This window comes from Collinsella aerofaciens (assembly GCF_015561195.1).
Lineage (GTDB): Bacteria > Actinomycetota > Coriobacteriia > Coriobacteriales > Coriobacteriaceae > Collinsella > Collinsella aerofaciens_AC.
This window is the reverse complement of the sequence record NZ_JADMSU010000004.1, coordinates 142,048-167,504: the sequence shown is the minus strand read 5'-3', so window position 1 is coordinate 167,504 and position 25,457 is coordinate 142,048. Positions and strand designations below refer to the sequence as shown.

Here is a 25,457-nt window from a genome sequence, read left to right as displayed (position 1 = left end):
AAAAATACAAATCTGAACTAACTGCCCACCACCCTCTGTCAACCTTTCTATTCAAACCAAATCAGCCAACGTATGTCATAGCAATCCCCGGTAGGTCGCAGGGTGGCGGCTGAGCCTTTTCTTCGGGAAACTTCGCGAAGTCCAGTTCCCGAGGGAAAGGTATGGTCTGTGTAATACCAGATAAACAGTACATTTTTGCTTAATTGATATTTGGGAGAAGAACCAATTGGTGTGGCTTATTAAGCCCACTTTGCCATTGACGCTCATTTTAATACCACCGGGCGAATTCCGAACTTGGTTGCGCAACTGCTCCTGTATGCTGACTTAACCTAATAGGTGGATATCTGGTTACTACCAGTTGACCACTTGGTAACGGGTGGGCCCACTGCACGGAATGTACCGAACAGCCCTCCCGTTTGATGCGTGCGCCATGCTACAGGGCGTGCGTCCGCGACACTTCCGCATGTCGGAGGGAAGGAGTCCAGGTGTGTAGGAATTCCATTTTTTCGAAACGGTGGGTGAAGGGAAGCGCGGTCCTCGTTGCCACTGCAGCGACGCTTGTGTTTGCCAATCCCCAGCAGGCGATTGCCACGCCACTCAAGGGTGTCGACTCAGCGACCGTGTCTCAGTCTGCCTCGAACGTCGTCGACATCGATTTCGCTGACGGCATCAAGGGCCGTATTACGTTCCTCGAGGACGGTATTTTCCGTTATAACGTCGACCCCAAGGGTGAGTTTTCCGAGTACGCCACGCCGCGCAGTAAGTCCCACACGGCTAAGATCCAGGCTCAGCCCGATACCTCGGACACCTACAGCAAGCCGAGTGCGACGGTTGCCGACAAGGGCGACACTATCGAGATCACCGGCGGAAAGGCGACCGTGATCCTGGACAAGGCGACTGGCAAGATGAGTATCAAGTCAGGCGACCGTGGCGTGGTTTCTGAGTCTGCGCCCCTCGACCTTGATAAGAAGGGTACCGTCCAGACGCTCGCCAAGGAGAAGTCCGAGAACTTCTTTGGCGGCGGCACCCAGAACGGCCGCTTCCTGCACACCAACCAGACCATCGCCATCTCCAACACTAACAACTGGACCGATGGCGGCGTTGCCTCGCCCAACCCGTTCTATTGGACGAGCGACGGCTACGGCGTGCTCCGAAACACGTTTGCAGAGGGTTCCTACGACTTCGGTTCCACGGACTCATCGACGGTCACGACTTTGCACAGCGAGAATGAGTTTGATGCCTATTACTTCGTGGCGACCAACGAGGGCGCCTCGAACGTGGCAACCGAGATGCTGCAGGACTACTACAAGGTGACCGGCAATCCGGTGCTGCTGCCCGAGTACGGTTTCTACCTGGGTCATCTTAATGCCTATAACCGTGATGGCTGGTCAACGACCTCGGGTCAAAAAAAGTGGGAGACCAAGGGCAGCAAGTCCTCGAGTGAGAAGGGCGACGTTAAATACGAGTCCGGCATGTCGACGGGCTACAAGCTCGACGGCACGCTTGCGGCCGAGACGCTCAACGGTGAGGGCCCTACGGTTGATACCGAGAACATGAAGGCGACCGATTTCGACCGCCAGTTCTCCGCCCGGCAGGTTATCGATGACTACGAGGACAACGACATGCCGCTCGGCTGGTTCCTGCCGAACGACGGTTACGGTGCTGGCTACGGCCAGAACGGTTACTACAAGACCGGCGGCGTCAACTCCGACGGAACGAGTTCTGCCGAGCGCCTCAACGCCGTGCGCGCCAACGTCGACAATCTTAAGAAGTTCACCGAGTATGCCAACTCCAAGGGCGTGAGCACCGGTCTCTGGACCCAGTCGAACCTCGAGCCCGATAGCAACTCCGAGACCCCGTGGCATCTGCTGCGCGATTTCGATTCTGAGGTTAAGACTGGTGGCATCACCACGCTCAAGACCGACGTCGCTTGGGTCGGCTCCGGCTACTCCTTTGGCCTCAACGGCATCAAGACGGCCTATGACACCGTGACCACCGGCGCCAACAAGCGCCCCAACATCATCACGCTTGACGGCTGGGCCGGCACGCAGCGCTTTGGCGGCATCTGGACCGGCGACCAGTACGGCGGTAACTGGGAGTACATTCGCTTCCATATCCCCACGTATATCGGCCAGAGCCTCTCGGGCAACCCCAACATCGGCTCCGATATGGACGGCATCTTTGGTGGCGATCCCATCATCTCCGCTCGCGACTACCAGTGGAAGACATTCACGCCCTCTATGCTTGACATGGACGGTTGGGGCACCTACCGCAAGTCGCCCATGACGCACGGCGATCCATACACGGGCATCTCGCGCTTCTATCTCAAGCTCAAAGCACAACTCATGCCCTATATCTACACGAGCGCGGCCTCGGCGGCCAACATCGACACGGGCAACGGCGATACCGGCCTTCCCATGATCCGCGCCATGCTGCTTTCCGACAACTCCGAGTACGCCGCAAGCACCTCGACGCAGTACCAGTACATGTTCGGTGAGAACTTCCTGGTGGCACCGGTGTATCAGGATACCCAGGCAGATGAGAACGGCAACGATGTCCGCAACGGTATCTACCTGCCCAACTACGGTACCGACGAGAATCCCACCATCTGGATTGACTACTTCTCGGGCAAGCAGTACCGCGGCGGTCAGGTCCTCAACAACTACGAGGCTCCGCTTTGGAAGCTGCCACTCTTTGTTAAGGCCAACGCCATCGTGCCGATGTACGCCGAGAACAACAACCCCGAGGCTGTGACCGAGACCAACACCAAGGGCACCAATCGCAGCCAGCGTATCGTCGAGTTCTTCGCCACCGAGGGTGAGGGCAGCTTTACGCAGTACGAGGATGACGGCTCCTCCATCGAGAACAACACGACCGAGGACGATTCCTACGGCACAATCGACAATATTTCCTACGGTGAGCATGTGAGCACCGTCTATAAGTCGAGCGTGGTGGGCGGCACGGCGACCTTTACCGCCGAGGCATCGCAGGGCGGCTACAGCGGCTACGACTCCAACCGCACCACGACCTTTGTGGCCAACGTCTCCGCCAAGCCCACGAGCGTCTCCGCCAAGAACGGCGGATCCGCGCTCAACGTGGTTGAGGTCGACTCGCAGGAGGCCTTTGACGCCGCGACCCCCGAGGCCGGCCAGGCGGTCTACTTCTACAACGAGACCCCCAACCTCAACCACTACGGCAGCGACGCAGGCAGCACCGAGGCCGAGCAGGGCGAGAGCTTCAACAACACCAAGATCACCACGAATCCCAAGGTCTACGTCAAGTTCGCGAAGACCGATGTCGCCACGGCAGCGCAGACGCTCGAACTGGGCGATTTCGTGAACGCCGATGCCACGCTCGCGGCCGACCGCTTCAACGAGAACCTCTCCGCACCCGCGAACCTTGCTGCCCCCGAGGACGCCACGACCCCCACGAGCATTAAGCTCACCTGGGGGAAGGTCGATGGTGCTACCTCCTACGACCTTAAGGTAGACGGCACTGTGTTCGCCGTGGGCGATGCGGCAGAATTCACGCATACCGATCTTGCCTACAACAGCAAGCATACCTACCAGATTCGTTCGCGCAACGCCGATGGCTACTCCGCATGGAGCGACGTGCTTGAGGCGAACTCTGCGCTCGACCCGTGGCGGAACGTGCCTGAGGCCGAGGAAATCACTTGGGAGGGCTCGCTCTACGGTAGCCATAAGGCCGAACTCGCCTTCGACCATGAGTTCCAGTCGGGCGACGGCGGTTTCCACTCCGGTGGCAACGATCTGGGCAAGGCGCTTACCGTTGACTACGGTCGCGCTTACAAGCTCGACAAGCTCGAGTACTATCCGCGCGATGATGCCGGTAACGGCACTGTGACCAAGATGCGCATCGAGACGAGCCTCGACGGCGTGCATTGGACGACGCAGGAGGTCGACTGGGAGCGCTCCGCCGCTTGCAAGACGGTGGCGTTCGACGGCGCCGTGGCCGCGCGCTACGTGCGTATGACGCCGCTCGCGTCCGTGGGCAACTTCTTCTCCGCCTCCGAGATCGCCATCTACAAGACCGACGGCACGGACGGCTTCGCTGTGGGCTCCAACCTCAACAAGGCCACGGTCTCCGACGGCGACTACTCCAACATGAAGAATTACCTGGGTCTTGAGAACCGCGAGCCCGACACCTCGACGTTCGACTCCCAGATCCGCGCCCACTTCGCCGACCTCAACGGCAACGGCGTCTACGACGTGTACGACTACTCCTTCACCATGGCGGCGCTCGACGGCGGCACCAAGCAAAAGGGCAAGGCTGCTGGCACCCTCGCGGTGATCCCGAGCAAGATGGAGGTCGAGGCCGGCGACGAGATCACGGTCGACGTCTACGCCACCGACGCCGAGAACATCAACGCGCTCGGTGCGCTCGTCAACTTCAACAGCGACCAGTTCGAGTATGTCTCCGAGAGCATCGCGCAGGATGCGTCGACGGCGGGCATGGAGAACCTCTCGCGCGAGAAAGTGCAGTTCACGGATGGCCACCAGACCATCAACCTGGCCTTCGCCAACCGCGGCGACGCCAAGCTCTTCAACAGTACTGGTGTGGTCGCGAGCTTTAAACTCAAGGCTAAGACGGCCGGCAAGGTCGAGCTGCCCTCGACGTCTTGGCTCGTCGGCCCGGCGTGCGACGCGCTCGAGTTCGTGAGTGATGGCACCGTGACGATGCCCGGTGTCCCGCAGCCCACCAAGTCCGAGTACGGCCGCGACGCCTTTGACATCACGATGACCAACGACGAGCTCCCCACCGACGACGGCACCAACGTCGAGAAGCTCATCCAGCAGAAGAGCTATGACGGACTGTTCGACAACAATGAGGGCGGCAACGACTTCGAGTTCCTGTGGAACTATGGGCCCAACTGGATCGACGGCAAGATGCCGACCTACGTCAAGCTGCCCGCCACGATGACGTTCGCCTTCAAGACGCCGTCGAAACTCGATAGCGTCGAGGTCGTTAACCGCAACGGTGGCAACGGCACCGTGCAGAAGATTAAGTCCGTCGTGACGTTCGAGGACGGCTCGACCCAGGAGTTCTCGGGCGGAAGCTTTGATTCCTATCAGGCTCGCTACGCCTTTGGCCTCTCTGCCGAGAACAAGGGCAAGAAGGCGACCAAGGTCGAGATCACGCCGCTTGAGGCATCGGGTGACCAGATGCTCACGCTGCGCGAGATCAACTTCAACTACACACAGGGTGTCGAGGCCATCGAGGGTGTCGAACTGGGCAAGAACCAGACCGAGTTCTTCGAGGGCGATGTGACGCTCGTCGACGCCAAGGCCACGCCCGAGAGCGCCGGCTACCCCTATGTGACGGTCGAGAGCTCCGATCCTTCTGTGGTGAGCGTCTCCGCTGTCCAGGCCGGCGATAGCGTGAGCTACTACCTGCGCGCCAACAAGGCCGGCAAGGCAACGATCACGGTGGCGTCGGTGCTCGATCCCTCCAAGACCGCATCCTATGAGGTCGAGGTCAAGGCTGGTGTCGACACCTCTGCGCTCATGGCAGCGCTTTCCAAGGCCGCGGGCTACAGCGAGTCCGTCTACACCAAGGATTCCTATGCAGCCCTCACCGCTGCGGTCGAGGCGGCTCAGAAGCTCCTCGATGGCGGCCAGGGCAGCTATAGCAAGAAGGATGTCGCAGACGCCACGGCCAAGATCGAGAAGGCAATCGACGGCCTCAAGATGCGCCCCGTCGATGAGAAGAGCCTCATCAACACGCCCGAGAACCGCGAGAACGTCAAGGTGACCGGCTTCTCGAGCGAGGCCGACTATGAGGGCAGCAACGCCGTCAACGCTCTTGACGGCGATGAGCAGACGCTCTGGCACAGCGACTGGGCCTATAAGGCCGGTATGCCCCAGTACCTGACCGTCGACCTGGGCCGCGACTACGATCTCACCGACGTCACGTTCCTGCCGCGCCAGGACGGCGGCACGAACGGCGATATCTTTGAGGCCGAGGTGCTGGTTTCCGACACCGCCGACGGTTATGAGATGGGCACCGCCACGTCGATGGGTACGTTTACCTTCGACAACGACGGCCGCGTGCTCACCGACCGTGGCGACTGGAAGCAGATGAGCTTTGGTGCCGCGCGCGGTCGCTACGTGACCGTCAAAGTGCTCCACGCCGGCGGTGGCAGCGTTGACGCCTACTGCAGCATGGCGGAGCTCAAGTTCTACGGTACGGCCGTTCCCAATCCGGTGGCGAAGGACGACCTCACTGCCGCGATTGAAAAGGTTGATGCCGAGGTTGCAGCCGGCGACCTTAAGGCCAGCGACTACACCGAGGCTTCCTGGACCGCGTTCCAGAACGCCTTGGCGAGCGCCCGCGCCATCCTGAACGACGAGAACGCCACGCAGGACGAGGTCGACCAGGCACTCAAGGCACTCGAGAGTGCTCGCGACGCGCTTGAGAAGACTCCGGTGACCCCGGTCGAGAACCCGACCAAGAAGCAGCTCAAGGCCTTGGTCAAGCAGGCGAAGGAGACTGACACCAGGGGCAAGACGGACGAGTCTGTCAAGGCCCTGACGGATGCCATTACCTACGCCGAGGACGTCTTGGGTGATGAGAATGCTTCCGACATCCAGCTCCAGGCGGCCTATGACCAGCTCAAGCTGGCCATTGAGAGCCTCAAGGATGCCGATTCCGGCAACCAGGGCGGCTCGGGCAACCAGGGTTCCGGCAATGGCTCAAACGGCGGCAACCAGGCGGGCAAGCCCGCAGGCGACAAGGCCCAGGGCAGCAAGAAGAGCGGTTCGGCGATCCCCAATACCGGCGACCAGACGGCGGCGACCGTCGCGGCCGTCGGTGGTCTTGGCGCCATCATCGCCGCGATCGGCGCTTTCTTCCATCGTCGCAGCAAGGCTAAGTAGTCCCAGCGACAACTAAGCAAACGTGCCCGCCGCTCCGTCAAGGACGGCGGGCATTGCTTTATTATTTCAGCCAACGTACGTCATGGCAATATCCGGTAGGTCGCAGGGCGCTTCGCGGGCGGGCCAGGCTCTATCTGAACGACTTTGCGTAGCAACCGGAGTGAAGATGAAAACACCGGGCCGCCGCAGAGCACCCACAGACCGCAGGGGCGGGAGCAGCTATACTACTCTCAGTAGTTAAGGGTCGCGGATTCGCCGCGTCACCGCTCTCAACAGGAGGTCTTTGTTTATGGCAGATCAGAAGCCGGTTGTCGGGATCATCATGGGCTCCAAGTCCGATCTGGGCGTTATGGAAGGTTGTACCGCCGAGCTCGAGGCACTGGGCGTGCCCTATGAGCTCGTGATTGCAAGCGCGCACCGCACGCCGGCGAAGGTCCATGAGTGGGCCTCGACTGCTGCCGACCGCGGCATCAAGGTAATTATCGCTGCCGCCGGCAAGGCTGCTCACCTGGGCGGTGTCGTGGCTGCGTTTACGCCGCTGCCGGTCATCGGCGTGCCTATGAAGACGAGCGATCTGGGCGGTATGGACTCGCTGCTGTCGATGGTACAGATGCCTTCGGGCGTGCCCGTTGCCTGTGTGGCCATCAACGGTGCCAAGAACGCTGCCATTTACGCCACGCAGATTCTGGGCGCATGCGACCCCGAGTACCGCAAGGTTATCGAGAAGATGAAGCAGGAGATGGCTGACGCCTAAGCGCTCTGCCAGTCCATTTGCAGCATAAGGAGAGCCATGTCCGACTATCAGGGAAAGCGTTTTTCGGCTTCTCGGATTCCCGATCCAGCCAAGTCGGGAGCAGCCCGCGCGCCGCAGCAGGGTCGGACATTCTCTCCTCAGCAGCCGCGCGCGCCGCGTCCCGTGACGCCGGCGAAGCATCGCCGTCAGGATACGCCGGCTGCATATCGCCCTTCGTCATACAGTACGGCCAAGAAGTCACCTCGCTCTTCGGCGCATACCGCGCCATCGAGCTATACCGAGCCGCCGCGCAAAAAGCGCCGCTCCGTCATTCCCATTCTGCTCATCATCATCGGCATTGGCCTGATCGTTGCTGCGGCCGCCATCTTTATCAACGCGCAGATTGGCTACAAGCAGGCGAGCGAGTCATATCAAAAAATCGAAAAGCAATATGTGAGCGACAAGGACGCCAGCGGCGTGCCGGTTATCGACTTCAATGCGCTTGCCCAGACAAATCCCGAGGTTGTGGGTTGGATTTACGCACCCGGCACCAACATCAACTACCCCGTGGTGCAGACCAACAACAACTCCAAGTACCTCAACACGCTGTTCGACGGCACCGCCAATGCCTCGGGAGCCATCTTCTTGGATAGCGACGACACCGCGCCGGGCATGGTGGATCAGCAGACCACGATTTACGGACATCACATGAACGACGGTTCGATGTTCAACGTGATTTCGGATACGACCGATCAAGCGACGTTCGACAGCATGGACTACGTGTACTACATCACACGTGACGCGACGTATAAGCTGCGTCCGCTGGCGACCAAGGTGGTCGAGGACACGTATGCCAAGGCGCGCACGCCCAACTTTGAGGGCGATGACGGACTGAAGAATTATCTGTCCGAGATGCTCGACGGTGCCTCTGCCGTGGCGAGCGATGCCACCGATCGTGCCGCTTCGGCAACCAAGGTCGTAACGCTTGTGACTTGCCGTTCGCTGTCATTTAGCAATACGCGCGCAGTCATGGTACTCACGCCGGTCGAGGAATAAGTGGTTCGAGAGTAGCTAAAAGAGCCCCGTCCCAAAAAGACTACCCTGGAAATCAAAAGGAGAAATGATGCTTGAGAACGGCAAATCGATGCCTTCGGTTGATGCTTGGCTGCGCGAAGCCAAGGCCGATGTTTCGGCGGCTGATTGTGGGATGTACCTGACACACAACGGCGTGGTGCGCGCGACGCCCAAGGCCGAAGTGCGCGGAGTCGAGACCGATGGCGTGGCGCCAGGCCACAAGGTGGGCGGCATGGTGTTTGGCTTCGATGCCGAAAAGGTGCAGGCCGCTATCGAGGCGACGCGCACGATGCCGGGTATCGGCTATGTGCGCGTGTGGCTGGCGAGCGGCGAGCTTACCGTGGGCGACGACATCATGCTCGTGCTCATTGGCGGAGACATTCGCCCGCATGTGGTCGATGCGCTGCAGGCGCTCGTCGGTACCATCAAAAATGAGTGTGTGAGCGAGGTCGAGCGCGAGGCGTAAGGCCGGCAGCGGCACTCGCCAACAAAAAGCCCGCTGGCAGTTCATCAGTCTGCCAGCGGGCTTTTCTGTGCGTTGGATAATCTCGGCATTGCGTGACGCTACACGCGCGTCGCATCCTTGGGGCTCATGGTCATGCTCTGGAAGCGGTTCTCCATGTAATCGTTATCGAAATACTTGCCGTAGAACTGCGCGACGGGAATATCCGGCTCCGTGCCGTTGACGCGCTGGTACCAGTAGTCGAGCGACTGCAGCGTCATGACGCCGTCGACCAGCATAATGACGGTAAAGATGACGGTAGCCGAGTAGCGGCTTTTCCACGGAATCATGTTGATGAGCTTGAGCAGCCTTGGCAGCAGCAGCTTGATCCAGATGAGTCCGCCCAGGCCCCACAGGCAGGCAAAGCCCGTGCAGGTGCGTCCGCCCGTAAGGACGGCGAGCGGGTCGGGCATGCCGAACAGCTTCATGTGCGAGTAGCTCCACGAGACCACACCGAACGAGGTCTGCATAAACCAGCCCACGAACACCTCAAAGCTCGCGCCGAGCACAGCGCTTACCAGGAAAATGATGATGGGGTTCTTTTTATAGAAGCGGTTGAGCACCATGGTCATGAGTACGGCGCCAAAGCCATAGATGGGGCTGAAGGGACCAAACAGCATGCCGGCGCGGTCCTGGTAGACGCCTGGGTCGTCGACCGTCATGTGCCAGATGTCCTCGGCGATCAGGCCGAGCACGCAGCAGACGAGGAATACCCAGAACAGGTTGAAGTAGTTGAGTTTGATGTAGCCCTCGCCGGTTTCATCGCGGCCGAGCATGCCCTCGGCGGCGGCGTCGCGGTCGAGCATCTCCTGTAGGCGGCGCTGCAGTTCGCGCTCCTGGCGAAGCGTAGGGTCGACGGTTGCCGAAAGCGCGATGAGGATACCGAGCTGAATAGCGGGACGAAGCAAGAAGAGCCCGATACCCTGGAGCATCACGTCGACCAAAAGCTCGACGACGGTGAATGCAATAAGGATGTAGGACAGGCGGGCGGCGTTGCGGCGCTGGTTTTTGATAAGGTCCAGGCCAAAGATGATCAGGATGACGGCACTTGCCGCAGAGAGCATGATTCCGGCGACAATGAGTCCAACCGAGACCAGCATATTGTCGCTGAGCTTGGCGGCGGCGTTGCCGTTGATGAGCGCGGTGATGACCTGCCACATAAAGGCGGCGACCGACGGGAGTGTGCCCACGCCGGACAGGATGCACAGGACGGCGTACACCTTAATGATGAGGGGAATCTTCTTGACCTCCGTGGCGCTGGGGACGCTGGGGTCGAGTCCGTTTCGATCCATACAGAACCTTTCTCGCTTTGTCCTAGATTACAAGGATACGCCGCCGACCTGCCAAAAGACAGGACGAACGTCCCAATTGCAACTTTGTCATCCCCAACGGTGGACGCGGCAGCCACCTGGGGGCGCGGGCGCTTGCACTGGGCAGACCAATAAAATGTTTGGCCGCAAAACGGATTATTAGCTCGGTGGGCTTTTAAAAAGCGCTGCTCATGCGCTGGGGAGCGCGTCGCGCCGTGCGTATAATAAGGCGGGTAACGCCAAAATACGAGGCTCTGAGGGGATGCCATGTCTCAAGAAACCATCCGCGCGGCCGAGCGCGCCGCGGGACAGGTGAACGCCATGTCGACGTATGATCCGGACTCCGACCAGCTGCATGAGGAATGCGGCGTTTTTGGTGTCTGGGCGCCCGATCGCGACGTGGCTCGACTGACGTACTTTGGCCTGCGTGCACTGCAGCACCGTGGCCAAGAATCGGCGGGAATCGCCGTTGGTGACGGCGGTACGGTTATGGTCCGCAAGGATCTGGGCCTGCTCGACCGCGTGTTCTCCAATGCCGACTTGTCGACGCTCTCCGGTCAGCTGGCCGTGGGTCATGTGCGCTACGGCACCGCCGGCGCCAAGAGCTGGGAAGCCTCTCAGCCGCACCTCTCTACCATCAATAGCGTCATTATCGCGCTCGCGCACAACGGCACCCTCGTCAACACCGACGAGCTGCGCCGCCAGCTGATCGAGCTGGGCGTGCCATTCCTCTCCAACTCGGATTCCGAGGTCGCGACCAAGCTTATCGGCTATTTTACCCAGCGTACGGGCCACCTGCGCGAGGGCATTCGCAAGACCATGGAGCTCGTGCGCGGCGGCTACGCCATGACGCTCATCAATGAGCAGGCGCTCTACGCATTCCGCGACCCGCACGGCATTCGCCCGCTCGTGCTGGGCAAGCTGGTGGACGAGGGCCTGGACCAGGCCGATGCCGCATCCGTTTCGCAGCTGCCGTCGCAGGACGGCGCCGCGACGGTTGACGCCACCACCCATGTCACCCGCGCCGGCGGCTGGGTCGTCGCCTCCGAGACTTGCGCACTCGATATTGTGGGCGCCGAGTACGTCCGCGACGTCCGTCCCGGTGAGATTTTGCGCATCAGCGCCGAGGGCCTTGTGTCCGAGCAAGGCGTGCCTGCCGCCGAAGAGCCTGCTAACTGCATCTTTGAGCAGGTCTACTTCGCTCGCCCCGACTCCATCATGAACGGCAAGAGCGTCTACGCCTGCCGCTATGACATGGGTCGTCAGCTGGCACATGAGGAGCCCGTCGAGGCCGACCTGGTCATCGGCGTGCCCGACTCCGGCCTGCCGCCCGCGGAGGGCTATTCGCACGAGAGCGGCATCCCCTTTGGCGAGGGCCTCATCAAGAATCGCTATGTGGGCCGTACGTTTATCGAGCCTACGCAGGAGCTGCGTGCCATGGGCGTGCGTATGAAGCTCAACCCGCTGCGCGACAACATCGAAGGCAAGCGCCTAGTCGTCATCGACGACTCCATCGTCCGCGGTACCACCATGGTGCAGCTCGTCAAGATGCTGCGCAACGCCGGCGCCAAGGAGATTCATATCCGCATCAACTCGCCCGAGGTCATCTGGCCGTGCTTCTACGGTATCGATACCGACGTGCAGTCGCAGCTTATCAGCGCCAACAAGACGGTCGACGAGATCTGCGAGTACATTGGCGCCGATTCGCTGGCCTTCCTTTCGGTCGAGGGCCTGCTGAAGGTCATGCCCAAGGGCGGTTACTGCGATGCGTGCTTTACCGGACGCTACCCCGTGGCGATTCCCGAGAGCTTTGGCCGCGACAAGTTTATGGAGGGCTTTAAGCCCCGCAACCTGGACAAGCCGCTGCACTTTGACGACGACGCCGTGGTCGAGAAATACGACGACCGCAGCTGGGAAGAGGAGCACGGCGAGGCCTAAAATCTGCCATGTGGGGACAGGTTTATTTTGGTAGGTTTTACCTGCTGTTTTGTTGATATGACGGCGCGTGCTGTTATGGCACGCGCCGAAATGAACGCAACTATGAGCACCGTTTGGCGCCCGGGCGGCGGACGGTAGTGGGAGAGGAAGGTCCAGATGAGCGACAGCAAGCATGTGACGTATGAGGACGCCGGCGTCGATACCGCCGAGGGCGGCCGCGCCGTCGACGCTATTAAGCAAATGGTTAAGGACACCAACCGTCCCGAGGTCATCGGCGGTATCGGTGGCTTTGGTGGCTTATTCTCGGCCGCCGCGCTCAAGGATATGGAAGACCCGATTCTGATCAGCGGTACCGACGGCGTGGGCACCAAGCTCGTGCTCGCCCAGATCATGGATCGCCACGAGACGGTGGGCCAGGACCTGGTCGCCATGTGCGTCAACGACATTCTGGCTTCGGGCGCCGAGCCGCTGTTCTTCCTGGACTATGTTGCCATCGGCCACATCGAGGCCGAGCACATGGCAAAGATTATCAAGGGCGTGGCCGACGGCTGCAAGCTCGCGGGTTGCGCGCTCGTGGGCGGCGAGATGGCCGAGCACCCGGGCGTTATGGCTCCTGCCGACTACGATCTTGCCGGATTTACCGTGGGCGTCGTCGACCGTCCCAAGATGCTCGACCCCGCAAACGTCCGCCCGGGCGATGTGATCCTGGGTCTGCCTTCCACCGGCGTGCACTCCAACGGCTACTCGCTCGTGCGCAAGGTCATCGGCGTCGACGGCATTAAGCCGGGCACGCCCGAGGCCGCCGCTAAGGCGGAGGAGCTGAGCCGTCCGCTCGAGGAACTCGGCGGCGCATCGCTGGCAGACGCCCTGCTGGCTCCCACGCGCATCTACGTCAAGCCGATTCTGGAGCTGCTGCGCGGCGGCGCCAACGTGCACGCTATCGCACACATCACCGGCGGCGGCATTACCGAGAACCTCAACCGCGCGCTGGCCGACGACGTCGACGCCGTGGTCACCCGCAACGGTGCCGAGATGGGCTGGGACGTTCCGCCCGTCATCACCTATGTGTCGCGCCAGGCCGAGCTTGCGCCCAACGAGGCGTGCAAGACCTTCAACATGGGCGTTGGCCTGTGCCTGATCGTCGCCCCCGAGGACGAGGCCGCGGTGACCGAGGCCCTGGTCGCGCTGGGCGAGAAGCCGTTCCGCGTGGGCGAGTGCGTCGAGGGCTCCGGTAAGGTCGTGTACTCCGATGAGCGCTAACGAGCAGATGGCTGCCGTCGAGGGCCTGGGCTTTGTGCCCTACACCCGTCCGACCGGCACCGATACGGCCGAGCCGCTCAAGATCGGTGTGCTCATCAGCGGTTCGGGTACCAACCTGCAGGCGCTGATTGATTTGATCGCCGCCGGCAAGCTCAACGCTTCGATTGAGCTTGTGGTGTCGAGCCGTCCTTCGGCTAAGGGTTTGCAGCGCGCTGAGCGCGCGGGCATCCAGACGCTTACGCTGTCCAAGGATGTCTATGCCGACCCCATCGCCGCCGACGAGATCATCGCGCACGAGCTGCTCGAGCGCGGCTGCGAATATGTGGTCATGGCCGGTTACATGCGCATGGTGCACACGCCGCTGCTGGCGGCGTTTCCCAACCGCGTGGTCAACTTGCATCCGGCACTGCTGCCGAGCTTTACCGGCGCGCATGCGATCGACGATGCCTTTGCGCGCGGCGTCAAGGTAACCGGTGTGACCGTGCACTTTGCCAACGAGATCTACGACAACGGCCCCATCATCGCCCAGCGCGCGCTGGCTGTTGAGGAGGGCTGGGACGTCGGCACGCTCGAGGAGCACATCCACGCGATCGAGCACGTGCTGTACCCCGAGGTCGTGCAGATGCTCGCCGACGGGCGCGTCCACGTGCTGGAGAGCGGCAAGGTGGCAGTTGACCCGGCGCGCTAGCGCGTGTAAACGGGTCACCTAGGTTTCTCTGAGGCGTAAACGACTATAAAGCCGATTGGGGCATATGGAATCACATGTGCCCCAATCGGCTTTTACTATCTCTTTGACTTCGGGCTCCTGATAACGTGACGGGTGGGACTTCGGAAAATGAGGGCGGTTGGCCGCGAGCATGATATGGATATCAGCGGCGATTTCTCCATCTCGGCAAAAAATGGCTTCAAGTTGAGCATCGGCTCGGACTTCGAGGGGGCGGACCTGTTCAGCGAAAATTCTTACACTGACACTCATGCCATGAGCCAGGATAACTAGCCGGTATAGGGTCACTTGAGTGGGTATGCGTCTGTTCAAGCGGTCCATTGGCTTGCTTAAGAAATGGTTAAACTACGTAGCGTACAGCACGTGAGTAACTTACGACTCAGTGAGACTAAAGGGAATCGGAGAAGAAAGCCCATGTTTTGCCCCAAATGCGGTAGCAAGATCAGTGACGATGCGCGGTACTGTACCGAATGCGGGCTGCCCTTGGAAGGACTCTCGGGTAAAACTGCGGCCAAGGAAGGGTCCGGCGCCGAGCCGCTGGCGCGAGAGTCCTCGTCCGCTGAAGTCATGTTGGAGTCTGCAAATACCGAAACGGACTCTGCGATAGGATCCGCGAATGTCGAGTCCACGGCAGAACCGAGTCCCGAGCCGGTCTCGAAGACCGCGGGTAGCGGTCACTCCCAGATGTACAACCTCTTTATGCAACGCTGTCAGGTCGGTAACCGCCTGGTGCCGCAGTTTGCTATCATGATCGCCGCATTTATCGCCGCGGCAGGCATCGCTTACGCTGCTTTCATGCTCTACAAGAACGTCATCGAGCCCAATCTCCAGCAGCAATCCGTGCAACAGGAGCAAGCGACCGAAAGACCCAAGAAGGACGAGAGGGCGGCCGAAAAAGTTGTCTATACGTTGGAGGCAAAGTCATTGACGGTGTCTGCTCCGGTCGACCCTATGCTCAATCAGGGCGAGCGGACTGACATGGAATGGTCCTATCCGCAACTTAAGAGCTCCGCCAAAGACGACGTCGCAGACAAAATTAACAAGGCGATTCTCGAGCCCCTTCAAATTGATGCGGAGCGAACGAATCGAGCATCAGATAATGAGCAATCAGATGCTGAGCTGTACCCCGACGGCGAATTTCCCTGCATATCGAGAAACGTGACGGTTACGTACATGGATGAGAACTATTTTTGTATCCGTGACGAGCGCTATTCGACGGGATGGGGTCCGCATGGCGACACGTATGTGACTGGTGTTATTTTTGATTTGCATACGGGTGATACTGTCAGCCCTCAGGACATGTTTGGCATTGATACCGAGGATCTTGCCAGTTCTATGAGTTCGGCAGTTTGGCCGTATCTTACGGAAATGGGCAGAGAGTATCCGCCTGATTACAATTCTATGCTCATGCGGAGCAATTCTTCAGACTATTCAATCAAGGGCTCAACATGCTTGTATGTGACATCCAAGGGACTGGTGTATCGCACCGAAGACTATGAGCTCGGTTCTTTTGCGGACGGCAATTGCGAGATTTTGGTTGCGTCTTGGGATGATGGGTCTCAAGTGGGGTCCGAAGTAACCCCCGATGAGGTCAAGGACGGTACAACGGTGAAAGTCGATAAGGAGGACTAACATGTTCTGTCCCAACTGTGGATTTGAGCTTGATGGCGATTTGCGATACTGCACCGAGTGCGGCTATGCACTCGAAGATGCAAAGGCGGTGCTGAACTCTGTCAGCAACGAAGTGGCAGAAGAACCTTCCGTTATCAATGAGGCTGCGGAAGAGATTTTCGCTAGCGACGAAACGGAGAAGGAGCCTTTCGCCGGTGCCGAGGCGGGGGAGGAAAAGTCGCCCGTGGAGAGCGAGCCCGTAGCGGACGAAGAAGACGACCAGCCTAAAGACGACGTGTCGTCCGGTGCAACGCCTTCGATTCCAGCCGTGCGTGCCGACCGACCAAAACTGAGCAATCCGGTCGCCAAGCCCGTCGCGGCGCCAGCCCCTGCTCCTGCGGCGAATGCATCCGCACAGAAAAAGGAGCCCAAGGCGCTCTATATCGTTGGTGTCGTCGTTGGCCTGGCAGTCATTGCCATCTTTAGCTACCTGCTGTTCTTTAGCAAGTCCGGCGGCGACGTTGCCCATTACGGCCAGGACAAGGCCATCGTGGTGGTCCAAGAATCCAAGATCACCCCGACCGACGCAAAGGGCGAGAAACTCAAGAAGTACTCGGTGACCCTGAACGGCGACAACGGCTACAGCACCAACGCTGAGGTTAAGGGTGACGAGGGCTTCACGGTAAGCCAGTTTCCCGATGTTAAACCGGGAAAATATACCCTCACCGTTAAGGACTCCAAGTCAAAAGTCGAGTGGAGTATTCCCGTCAAAGCCGTCGATAACTCTAAATCCGCTGATGCCGTAAAAGAGGTTTCCCTCGAGGTGCCTAAGGCCAACGAGGCCGATACAAAGACAGGCGAAGGCGACAAGAAGGATGGAGGCACCGCTGCGGACAATACCGCTACGCATGCCGCTTACAAGCAAAAGTGCCAGGAATACCTCGCGTGCTATGGAGAGCCGCAAATTGCTGAGGTGACTGATTCTGTCTATGCGATGCGAGGGCTTTGTCTTGTCGACCTCGTTGATTTTGATCAGGATGGCCAGCCTGAGCTCTTGACCGTTGTGAACGGTATGAGCGATGACGAACTAAAGAGTGCCTGGAATGGAGATATGGAGGGACTTCAGAAGTCCTACACCGTAGAGGTTTGGTCGTCAGCTGATGGTGGCATCAAGAGGCTTTACAGTCAAAATTGGCTTGATAACAGCAACGGAGGAACGATGTTTCTTCCGCTGATTAAAGCGGATGACGACAGCATCCTCGTAAGCCAAAGAACATATGAGATGAGCAATGCTATTACGGCATTGCTTGCTGGAAGGCAGGTTTTGGCCGGGGACAATACTTCGGTATATGGCAAGAAAAGCGATGCTTTTTCGCTTGTAAGCAACTACGAGTCCTGGGGAGTTGCGCCGAGCGAGGGCAATGGCTACGAATACTATTGTGCGTCGGAGGGCAAGGAAATTTCCGAGACGGACTATAATGCCCTATATCAGCAATTTGGCTATGGGCACAATTACCGGACATATTATTTCCTTGATTTCTCAACCTCAGGTTACGGCACTATTTCGGGGGAATCCCACGTCGATCCCAATCAAGTTGCGGAAGTCACCAAAGATACGCTCAAAAAGGTGGGAATCGAATAAAAACTGAAAGGGGCTTGGAAAACTGTTTCCAAGCCCCTTTCTTATAGTAGTTGCTCGAGTCCAACAAGCCTCGCGCTGCTTGCTTGAGCCGCTCTATTTTGACACGCTTCGCTAAATCCACCCTTGCTAAACAAGTAATACTGTTTGATCGGCCGGCCCAGCAGCGCACTGCGCCGCTCGAGCGTTTCAAGAACGTCGGTATCTACGGGCTCGTTTCTCCATTTGCACTCGCCAACGACGAACTCGCCATCGGCATCCTCTAATACAATGTCAATCTCTTCTTGGTGACGCGTTGCCGGGTTAGTGCCCCACCAAGAGCCGATTGCCTTGGGCAGTACATCCAGCTCGCCCTCAACGACCTGTCGTATCAACCACTGGCGGCATACCTCTTCAAATGTGGGGCCCACGAAGGTAGACAAATCGCGCTTGACGATACGCGCGGCAACAGCGGCTCCGAGCCCCTCTTCAATTGTTCCCGTGTACTGCGGAACAAATCGATACCAAAACCTGAACAGGTTATCGCAGATTCGATAGACCACCTGACGTTTTGTTGCTTTGGCAACGGGCGTGACGCGTTCAACGATTCGCAGATCAATCAATGCGTCGAGTAATCGCGCGACTTGTGGCGTTGCGAGTCGGGTGACATCGGCGATTTCCTTGGGACGTACACAGCCGTTAGCGATGGCGGCTATGACGCCATTGTAGATAGCCGGGCTTCGGACTTCCTGCAACAGATAGTTCTGGGGCTCGGCGTACAGAAACGCATCTTGGCGCAACAGAGCGTGCTCAAGGTTCCATTGCGTGGAGCGCGTGCTATCAAGCTGCGATAAATAGAGCGGCATGCCGCCGACAACGGAATACAGCTCGATAATTCTCTCGATGGGTGCATCGGGAAGCATTTGCGCTACATCGAAAACGACAAAGGGGTCGATGCGCAACTGCATGGTGCGGCGCCCATAGAGAGGACTTTGGTGTCCAAGCACCTGGTGTTCCATAAAACTCATGGACGATCCGCAGAGCACCAAGAACAGGTTGCTCTTGTCTTTGTGTCGGTCGATAAGCGTTTGCAGACACGACGACACGCCCGGGTCGCTCTCGGCGAGGTAAGGATACTCGTCAATGACCAGAATGACTTGCTCCGCTTTGGCGCGTTCAAAGACGGACTCGAGTGCAACCTGGATGGAAGGGAATGCTGCTCCTGCGGCACTATTACCAAGCATCTCGCGGCTGAGCAGCGCAAGGTTTTCGCTTGCAACGGTTTGCTGCCCGGTAAAGAAGATCACACTGGGCTTATCCTGCGTAAAAGCGCGAAGCAGGCTTGTTTTGCCCACGCGGCGCCTTCCGTAGACTACGGCAAACTGGAAGGAACCCTTTTGATAAGCGGTTTCTAGGGACTCAAGCTCACTCTGGCGTCCGACAAACATGGCATGCCTCGCTCATATGCGTGTTACTAACATATATAGTACTAACACGTATGTGAGTAATTTTCCAGTCGGACGGAGAAGAAATGACAGGGCTTCTACTTAACGAGTCGCTTGAGCTTGGCGAAGTCCTGAATCTGCTTTTTGCGCTTGGCGTTGAGGAGGTTGTTGAGGTCGAGCTTCTCAATGGTGCAACGTTTGAGTAGCTCGGAGCTGTCAAAGCCGTTTGACTCAATGTCTTCATCCAGATCGTGCTTGAGCTTGGTCCATTTATTGAGCTGCGAGCGTACGTAGGCCGCGGGACGTTCTATCTCGTTGGCGATGTCGCGTACGCTGGCGCCCGTTCCAAACAACTCGCGTATCTTTGCCGTCTCCTTGCGCGTGCGCTCGTTTTTGGCATCGGTCTTGCATCGATCGCTGCAGTAGTGCCGTTTGACGCCTCGATGTCCGGCAAGTGAGTAGGCGCGTCCACACTGCTCGCAATAGCCAATTTTAACGGTGCTCAGCTTGCGCGAAAAATCAAACCAGAGCCACGAGAGATAGCTGTCAAAGGAAAGGAACCCTGTGGACTCGTTGCCCTGGAACACATCCACGTGCGCGCCCGAGAGATGCGAGATCACGAGCGCCTGCACCAAAGCGGTGAGCGCATCGCGGTCATCGTCGTCAAGTTCTTCGCGGCGCTCCTGGATATCTGCTTGAGGGTCGATTACATAGAAGCTCTCCTCGCTATTGTTGACCTTGAGTCGTGCTGAAATCTCCAAGCTGGAGTCTTCGTCCATGTAGAACATCGCCTGCAAAACACTGAAGTCATTGGCGGTGAGCTCGTGTTCAAAAGAGAGCACGTTGAGTGCAACGAGGGATTCTTCCTCGTCGATCATAAACATAAAGGCGTAGAAATATCCCGCATCGGATTCGATTTTGCGCACGATGGGCAGGCTTTTGAATGAGTTGGTATAATCTCCGCCCGCCCTCAGGATAGTGGTGTAGATCTTGAAGGATGACCCGTTTGCCGCGCAGGTTACCACTGATTTCTCGATTCTTTCCAATGCGGAGACCTTTGCGATGGTGCAGCTCCCGTTGAGGTATTCCTGGATGCGCATGGCAATAAGTGCTGCCATCGCGGCATTGCCCCAATCGCGTACGGATTCTATTGCGTGCTTGCCAAAAAGCGGCCCGGTCTGTTCGGCGTAGTCAAGTACGTTAAAGAGGCTTGCGCGGAAGGGCTGCTCTTTAACGGCGGTGGGTTCGATGCATGATGCCAGCCTGATCAGATCGGCATGGCGCTCGCTGTGTGCGGGCCCTTCGTTGCTTTTGCTGCCGGCCAGCTCGGTGGGCATGTAGAGTTCAAAGACAAGCTGGGCCTCGCCAACGGACCTATTGGGTTCGTTCTCTATGAGGTTGACTTTCTTAAACGGAATCGAACCTTCAACGGTGCGTGTTTGGGAGAACTCAAACATTGTTACCCCTGTCTCTAGCTGCAGGTTTAATAGCGTAGCACGTTTAGGAAAATTACTCGGTCAAAATCCCTATATCGGATAAACGACAAATCGTATCTTGTGATCGTCAAGAAAAGGGGTAACGAGAAAGGACCCGATCATGCATTGCAAACAGTGTGGAGCAGAGATTAACGACGGCGCCAAGTTCTGCGGCGTGTGCGGAACGCCTACGGTCGCGGCTGCGGCCAGCACGGCGGGAGATGCGATTTACGTTGAGGCCCGGCCGATTGAGAGCCAGTCTGTCGAGGCTCAGTTTCAAGCGGCGGAGGATGCAGAGGCCGCTGCTTGCCTGCAAGATTCACTTCGCGAGTCCATCGGGTCCCTTACGCGAGCGTCGGTGATTTCGTTGCTCTATGTGCTCTTTTTCAATTACGTGCTGGGAGGGGGCTCGCTGGGGCTCGACTATATGATTCTGCTGGCGCTGCTTCTGATTGGTCCCTGGAAGGTGATTATCTCGCTGTACCGCAGCGGTGTAAGGCTTCCCTTTGTCTATGGTGGCGGCATTATCGGTATCACGATTATGTTAATCGAACTTGTGGTTCTCGTGGGCCTTCCTGTCGTTGTTCTGATGCTTTTTTACTGGTTGGGCAGCGTGATTCACGGAGCGGTTCCGGTTGTTCCCGAATTAGCCCCGATGACGATGGTGGCACTTTGGCCTATCGTCTCGGTTGCCAACATCATCTTCAAGGTAATCAAGCTGCACATGGCTCGCGCCTAGCAAGTAGCCCGTCGCATGCCTTCCGCGTGGGGTCAGGCGAATTTGAAAGGTGAAAGAAAAGGTTTACAATCGAGCAAATTGTCCTGGGCCTTTTCTGTTTGCAGGCTGTGGGCTATCGTTTCGATATGCTGAAGTTCTAGGGGGGATATATGTACTGCGCAAGCTGCGGGGCAAAGATCAAAGACGGGGCGCGATACTGTTCCGCATGCGGAAAACCGTTGGATGTGGATGATGCGCCGGCGAATGCTCAGCAGCCGCTTCCTTCAGGTACACCAAAGGCGCCTGCTGATAGAAAAGCGACGAGCGATCCTGCTGCATCTCGCGCAGAGAGCGCTTCTCCGGCGCCCTCTGAGCATATGTCCTTTGCGGCCTTTATGATGCAGCGTCGGCAGATCGGCCGTTTTGCCGTGCCTACGTTTGTCACCATTCTTGCAGCAATCATCTTTACCGCTGGTGTCGCCTACGCACTGGTCAAAGCTTACGAGGCCTTTGTGCTGCCTCAGCTGCAGCAGCAGGAACAGCCGGCTGCAGTCGAGAATAAGTCGTCTAAAAAGAAGGTCGCGGCAGCTAACAAGAAAGCGCACGAGGCCTACGAGGGCGTGGTTGCGCGTTACGAGGACTTTGTGAGCTATTGCGAGCAGAAGGGAGCTGGTACTGCCAACTACGACGACTGGGCTCTGGGGCGCGGCGATGATTCTGGGCTGGGGCAGATATTCGTTTATGACAGCCAGAATGCTCCCGGCTTTTTAAACTACTACTATGCTTTCGATGATTTGAACGGTGACGGAATTGACGAGCTACTTATTGGGTCTGTCGATGCGCAGAACGATATTTCGGCGATTGTAGGTGCCTACTGCTTTGTTGATGGAAAGGCCGTTTCGGTTATGCCTTCGTCAGAGATGGTAGAAGGCTCCAGCAATATGACGAATCGGTATGACGGTTTTATTGCTCAGGGTGAGAGCCAAGTCATTACTGTCTGCAAGGACGGCATCGTTAAATTTACTTGTAGACAGGATTGTAACCAGGCAGATTTCTATATTTCGCTTACTGCAAAGGGTCCTGAGGTCGTAGACGCGGTGCAAATTCAAAATAAGGAATTCGATAGACAGAATGGCGCCTACTTGGTGAGGACTGTCGAGGATGGTGGCAAACCACAGGAGACGATGGTCCAGGGGCGTGAAGAAGCGTGTAAAATTCTTGACGAGATTGCCGGGGAGCATCCGGAGGCCGACATTGAAAAGCCGTCTGCAAGCAGCGATATGTGGAAGGCATTCAAAGGAGCGGAGCCTTCGGAGAGCTCTTTGAAGGACGGCTCTGGCACTGCAGATGATCGAACTGGCGCATCTCAAGCACCATCTGAAGCGGCATCCGATAGCGGCGACGATGGGGAGGCCGCTGCGGGCGACGATGGCGTGATCGCCGACATGGATGCGTTCATTGCAAACGCCAAGCGCGAGTTGATTGTGCCAGATGACGCCTCTATTACGTACAAGGTCGCTGATAGGCCAAGCTATTGGGAGGGGGCGGCAACGTACGTTTGGTACGTCGAGTTTTATAAAGACGGAAAGGTCGTAGCGTCTGCGGAATGCGGCTCTGAAGGGTATCCGTGCCGGTCGATTATGGCCTATCACGAGAGCGAGTAACTTTAGCCGAGGCATTTTGGCATTACGGCGTGCGCGGCTCCTATACCTTTCCCCTTGTTCCATCCGACGAGTTTAGTTACAGCTAAAACGGCCGTTACGAAGAGCTGACCGAGAGTCCGAAGACACTCGCCCGCTAAGCGGGTATGCCCCAAAAGGGTATCTGGGGTTCGAACCCTCCCGGTTCTTCGTCAGTTGACCAAAGGTGCGACATTATTACCGCTCGCCGGCGGGTGACTAAATGCGATGACTTGAGGGCTAAAATTAACCGAGCTAAGTTGGGGGATAGATTGAGACGCACGGGCTTTCGATGCGCCTGTCGGCTCGGCATTTCGCAATTCATTAGACACGCGGAGCGCGTGGTTTGGGATTAACGAAAGGAATCAGCATGTCTCTGTTCCATAGCGATAACGAAAAGGAAGAAAAGCACAGCGGAATACTCGGTGCCTTTTCTGTCGACAATATCAAATGGGAGCCTGGCAACAACGAAGATGCCTCGCTTGTCTCATTCCGCTATCCCTACGAGGATTTTCCCAACGGGTCCTATCTTCAGGTTGCGCAATCGCAGATTGCCGTTTTTACCAACAATATGGGGGCGGGCAGTTCTACTGACGCTACGGGTGCCGGCGATTCTCAGGTAAGCGTGTTTGTCGGTCCGTGCAAGATCAAGCTCGACACGGGAGACAGCCGATTCGCCCCGTTCCGCAATGCCGCTCATTCGCTTACCGGCGGTAGCTCGGCGTTTCATTCCGTTGTGTACTTTATCAATACCAACTACATGAACGAGCTACGCTGGGGCACGACCGAGCCCATCATCGTTCAAGACCCTGAGGAAGACGTCAACGTTCACGTTCGCGCCTTCGGTTTGTTTGGCGTGCATATCGAGCAGAACGACTCGAGTCTGGTTCCCATTCAGGCGAGGAAGTTCCTTGTTAAGGTCGTGGGCACGCGAGATCGCTATACGCGAGAAGAACTTACCTCCTTTATGCGGGCAAAAATCCTTGAGTATGTTCCCGACTTGCTTGCTAAGGCGATTGTTGACCAAGGGGTTTCCGTTCTAAAAATCGCGACACATCTGAGCGATTTCTCGTCTCAGATGCAGGGAAGGCTCGTTAACTATTTCGATGAGTTTGGCCTCACGCTCGATAACTTCTCGTTCAACAGCATCAAGCCCTTCGAAGAGGATCTTGCCGCCATCAACGAGATGAAGATCCAGCGTAAGCGGAGCATTCTCGAGGCACAGGGTAACGCTGCCCAGATGGACATCGAGTCCGAGGCACTTGCCAGGAAGCGTGCGCGCGAAGGCTACAACTATCAGCAGGAGCGCGGCATGGACGTAATGGAGAGTGCTGCGGGCAATGAGGGGAGTGCCGCATCGGGCCTCATGGGAGCCGGCATGGGACTCGGCATGGGCGTTGGCATGGGCGGTGCATTTGGAGCTGGCTTCTCCAACTTGGCCAACCAGACCATGGGCGCTGTTGCTCCCATGGTTGGAACGGCTTCCGCGTCCGCAGGTATGCAAAACGGTCTCGTGTGTCCCGGTTGCGGAAACGTTAATCCGATGGGTGCTAAGTTCTGCCTGGAATGCGGACAAAAGCTCGAGCAGGGTGTTGCGTGTTTGGCGTGTGGGCATCTTAACCCGGTCGGTGCCAAGTTCTGCCTTGAGTGCGGGAACCGGTTGACCTCGCCAAGGTGCCCGAGCTGCGGAGCCGAGTTGCCGGAAGGGACCAAATTCTGCCCCGATTGTGGAACTAAGATCCAATAAGGAGAAACAAAGATGAACGGTTCTGTTAAACGTGTCATTTTGGGCGAGGCAATCGTCTTGGTGGCGTGGCTTGTAATCATGTTTGTCTGCAAAAACGCGCTGATGAACCCTATCGTCTTTGCTATGTCGCTTGGTTTTGGGGTTTTGGCTTTTGCGGTGGCTTCGATTTCGGCTACCATGTCCGATAAGCAGTCCACGGTCAAAAGCACGACCGAAATCCATTATTTGCCGATTGCATCCAGCTGTGCCTATTTTGTTGTTGCCCTTCTTGCCAATACGTACTTTGCGTTTGTGGCGTATGGGTGGGGCGGCAGCACGATCCCGGTTGTCGCAAACGTTGTTCTTCTCGTTGTGCTTGTCCTTGTGCAGATGGGTCTTGGCTCCTATGCCCGCCGGGCAGACCAAAAGGTTGCCGCCGCCCTCGCAAAGACGGTTCAAACGGCACAGTTCGGATCATATGTGGGGCAGCTTCTTGCCGTAGCGGAGGACGCTCAGGTTAAAGCCGAACTCAAAGGGCTCAAGGATGACATCTCCTTTAGTTCCAACATGTCGCACCCCCATGTTCAAGAGATCGAGCGACAGTTCTCCGCCGCGCTTGAGGCGGTCTCGAATTCCATGAGTGCCGATGAGCCGGCAGATGTTACGGTTGGCCTTGTCCATGATGCGCGCAATATCTGGAAAAAGCGCAATGCGGCGCTGACCGCTGTCAAATAAGGGCTCGCGCTGC

16 protein-coding genes are annotated in these 25,457 nt (G+C 57.8%); 13 read left to right on the top strand and 3 right to left on the bottom strand.

Going from position 1 to position 25,457, the window contains the following annotated elements:
* The first annotated feature begins 518 nt into the window (after positions 1–518).
* The 4 genes from I2H81_RS05705 (at position 519) to I2H81_RS05690 (ending at position 9,169) form a co-directional block, all read left to right on the top strand.
* The gene (locus I2H81_RS05705) at positions 519–6,896 is read left to right on the top strand and encodes a discoidin domain-containing protein (RefSeq protein ID WP_195644883.1); all 6,378 of its coding nucleotides are present in this window, start codon (positions 519–521) and stop codon (positions 6,894–6,896) included.
* Between the two features lie 289 nt (positions 6,897–7,185).
* Positions 7,186–7,650, top strand: a complete 465-nt coding sequence (gene purE, locus I2H81_RS05700; protein ID WP_006235810.1) for a 5-(carboxyamino)imidazole ribonucleotide mutase — start codon at positions 7,186–7,188, stop codon at positions 7,648–7,650.
* A 36-nt stretch (positions 7,651–7,686) separates the two neighbouring features.
* Complete coding sequence (locus I2H81_RS05695) at positions 7,687–8,685, top strand: class B sortase (protein ID WP_195644882.1); 999 nt, start codon at positions 7,687–7,689, stop codon at positions 8,683–8,685.
* Positions 8,686–8,749: 64 nt separating this feature from the next.
* On the top strand, positions 8,750–9,169 hold the full coding sequence (locus I2H81_RS05690) for a molybdenum cofactor biosynthesis protein MoaE (RefSeq protein WP_229108093.1): 420 nt from the start codon (positions 8,750–8,752) through the stop codon (positions 9,167–9,169).
* A 98-nt stretch (positions 9,170–9,267) separates the two neighbouring features.
* Here I2H81_RS05690 and I2H81_RS05685 read toward each other — a convergent pair whose 3' ends face one another.
* Positions 9,268–10,497 (bottom strand): putative ABC transporter permease, encoded by a 1,230-nt coding sequence (locus tag I2H81_RS05685; RefSeq protein WP_195644881.1) that lies wholly within the window; start codon positions 10,495–10,497, stop codon positions 9,268–9,270.
* Positions 10,498–10,782: 285 nt separating this feature from the next.
* On the opposite strand from I2H81_RS05685, the gene I2H81_RS05680 reads away from it, so the two are divergent.
* The 5 genes from I2H81_RS05680 (at position 10,783) to I2H81_RS05660 (ending at position 17,690) form a co-directional block, all read left to right on the top strand.
* A complete protein-coding gene (locus I2H81_RS05680; protein ID WP_148331751.1) occupies positions 10,783–12,453 on the top strand; it encodes an amidophosphoribosyltransferase in 1,671 nt (556 codons plus the stop codon).
* 156 nt (positions 12,454–12,609) lie between these two features.
* Positions 12,610–13,713: a phosphoribosylformylglycinamidine cyclo-ligase gene (gene purM, locus I2H81_RS05675; RefSeq protein WP_055251557.1), complete on the top strand. Its 1,104-nt coding sequence runs from the start codon at positions 12,610–12,612 to the stop codon at positions 13,711–13,713.
* Positions 13,703–14,401 carry a phosphoribosylglycinamide formyltransferase gene (gene purN / locus I2H81_RS05670; RefSeq protein WP_195644880.1) on the top strand — a complete coding sequence of 233 codons (699 nt, stop codon included), beginning with the start codon at positions 13,703–13,705 and terminating at the stop codon, positions 14,399–14,401. Before purM ends, purN begins: the two co-directional genes overlap by 11 nt.
* Before the next feature lie 450 nt (positions 14,402–14,851).
* Positions 14,852–16,069, top strand: coding sequence for a zinc-ribbon domain-containing protein (locus I2H81_RS05665; protein WP_195644879.1), 1,218 nt, complete (start codon positions 14,852–14,854; stop codon positions 16,067–16,069).
* 1 nt (position 16,070) lies between these two features.
* Positions 16,071–17,690, top strand: a complete 1,620-nt coding sequence (locus I2H81_RS05660) for a zinc ribbon domain-containing protein (protein WP_161162529.1) — start codon at positions 16,071–16,073, stop codon at positions 17,688–17,690.
* Between the two features lie 41 nt (positions 17,691–17,731).
* On the opposite strand, the gene I2H81_RS05655 is transcribed toward I2H81_RS05660, so the two are convergent.
* Together I2H81_RS05655 and I2H81_RS05650 are read right to left on the bottom strand one after the other, a co-directional pair.
* Positions 17,732–19,114, bottom strand: coding sequence for an ATP-binding protein (locus tag I2H81_RS05655; protein WP_161162530.1), 1,383 nt, complete (start codon positions 19,112–19,114; stop codon positions 17,732–17,734).
* 95 nt (positions 19,115–19,209) lie between these two features.
* Positions 19,210–20,568 (bottom strand): hypothetical protein, encoded by a 1,359-nt coding sequence (locus I2H81_RS05650; RefSeq protein ID WP_195644878.1) that lies wholly within the window; start codon positions 20,566–20,568, stop codon positions 19,210–19,212.
* Between the two features lie 139 nt (positions 20,569–20,707).
* Here I2H81_RS05650 and I2H81_RS05645 point away from each other — a divergent pair, with 139 nt between their 5' ends.
* The 4 genes from I2H81_RS05645 (at position 20,708) to I2H81_RS05630 (ending at position 25,444) form a co-directional block, all read left to right on the top strand.
* A complete protein-coding gene (locus I2H81_RS05645) occupies positions 20,708–21,325 on the top strand; it encodes a zinc ribbon domain-containing protein (RefSeq protein WP_161162532.1) in 618 nt (205 codons plus the stop codon).
* A gap of 149 nt (positions 21,326–21,474) precedes the next feature.
* The gene (locus I2H81_RS05640) at positions 21,475–22,968 is read left to right on the top strand and encodes a zinc ribbon domain-containing protein (RefSeq protein ID WP_195644877.1); all 1,494 of its coding nucleotides are present in this window, start codon (positions 21,475–21,477) and stop codon (positions 22,966–22,968) included.
* Positions 22,969–23,353: 385 nt separating this feature from the next.
* Entirely contained in the window at positions 23,354–24,730 is a 1,377-nt protein-coding gene (locus tag I2H81_RS05635) for an SPFH domain-containing protein (RefSeq protein WP_195644876.1), read from the top strand.
* A 39-nt stretch (positions 24,731–24,769) separates the two neighbouring features.
* The gene (locus I2H81_RS05630; RefSeq protein ID WP_195644875.1) at positions 24,770–25,444 is read left to right on the top strand and encodes a hypothetical protein; all 675 of its coding nucleotides are present in this window, start codon (positions 24,770–24,772) and stop codon (positions 25,442–25,444) included.
* Positions 25,445–25,457 lie beyond the last annotated feature (13 nt).

Bases quoted from the DNA above. Each gene is read 5' to 3' on its own strand.
- I2H81_RS05680 (WP_148331751.1), top strand. From the start codon at position 10,783: ATGTCTCAAGAAACCATCCGCGCGGCCGAGCGCGCCGCGGGACAGGTG.
- I2H81_RS05690 (WP_229108093.1), top strand. From the start codon at position 8,750: ATGATGCTTGAGAACGGCAAATCGATGCCTTCGGTTGATGCTTGGCTG.
- purM (WP_055251557.1), top strand. From the start codon at position 12,610: ATGAGCGACAGCAAGCATGTGACGTATGAGGACGCCGGCGTCGATACC.
- purE (WP_006235810.1), top strand. From the start codon at position 7,186: ATGGCAGATCAGAAGCCGGTTGTCGGGATCATCATGGGCTCCAAGTCC.
- I2H81_RS05655 (WP_161162530.1), bottom strand. From the start codon at position 19,114: ATGTTTGTCGGACGCCAGAGTGAGCTTGAGTCCCTAGAAACCGCTTAT.
- purN (WP_195644880.1), top strand. From the start codon at position 13,703: ATGAGCGCTAACGAGCAGATGGCTGCCGTCGAGGGCCTGGGCTTTGTG.
- I2H81_RS05635 (WP_195644876.1), top strand. From the start codon at position 23,354: ATGTCTCTGTTCCATAGCGATAACGAAAAGGAAGAAAAGCACAGCGGA.
- I2H81_RS05695 (WP_195644882.1), top strand. From the start codon at position 7,687: ATGTCCGACTATCAGGGAAAGCGTTTTTCGGCTTCTCGGATTCCCGAT.
- I2H81_RS05660 (WP_161162529.1), top strand. From the start codon at position 16,071: ATGTTCTGTCCCAACTGTGGATTTGAGCTTGATGGCGATTTGCGATAC.
- I2H81_RS05665 (WP_195644879.1), top strand. From the start codon at position 14,852: ATGTTTTGCCCCAAATGCGGTAGCAAGATCAGTGACGATGCGCGGTAC.
- I2H81_RS05650 (WP_195644878.1), bottom strand. From the start codon at position 20,568: ATGTTTGAGTTCTCCCAAACACGCACCGTTGAAGGTTCGATTCCGTTT.
- I2H81_RS05645 (WP_161162532.1), top strand. From the start codon at position 20,708: ATGCATTGCAAACAGTGTGGAGCAGAGATTAACGACGGCGCCAAGTTC.
- I2H81_RS05640 (WP_195644877.1), top strand. From the start codon at position 21,475: ATGTACTGCGCAAGCTGCGGGGCAAAGATCAAAGACGGGGCGCGATAC.
- I2H81_RS05685 (WP_195644881.1), bottom strand. From the start codon at position 10,497: ATGGATCGAAACGGACTCGACCCCAGCGTCCCCAGCGCCACGGAGGTC.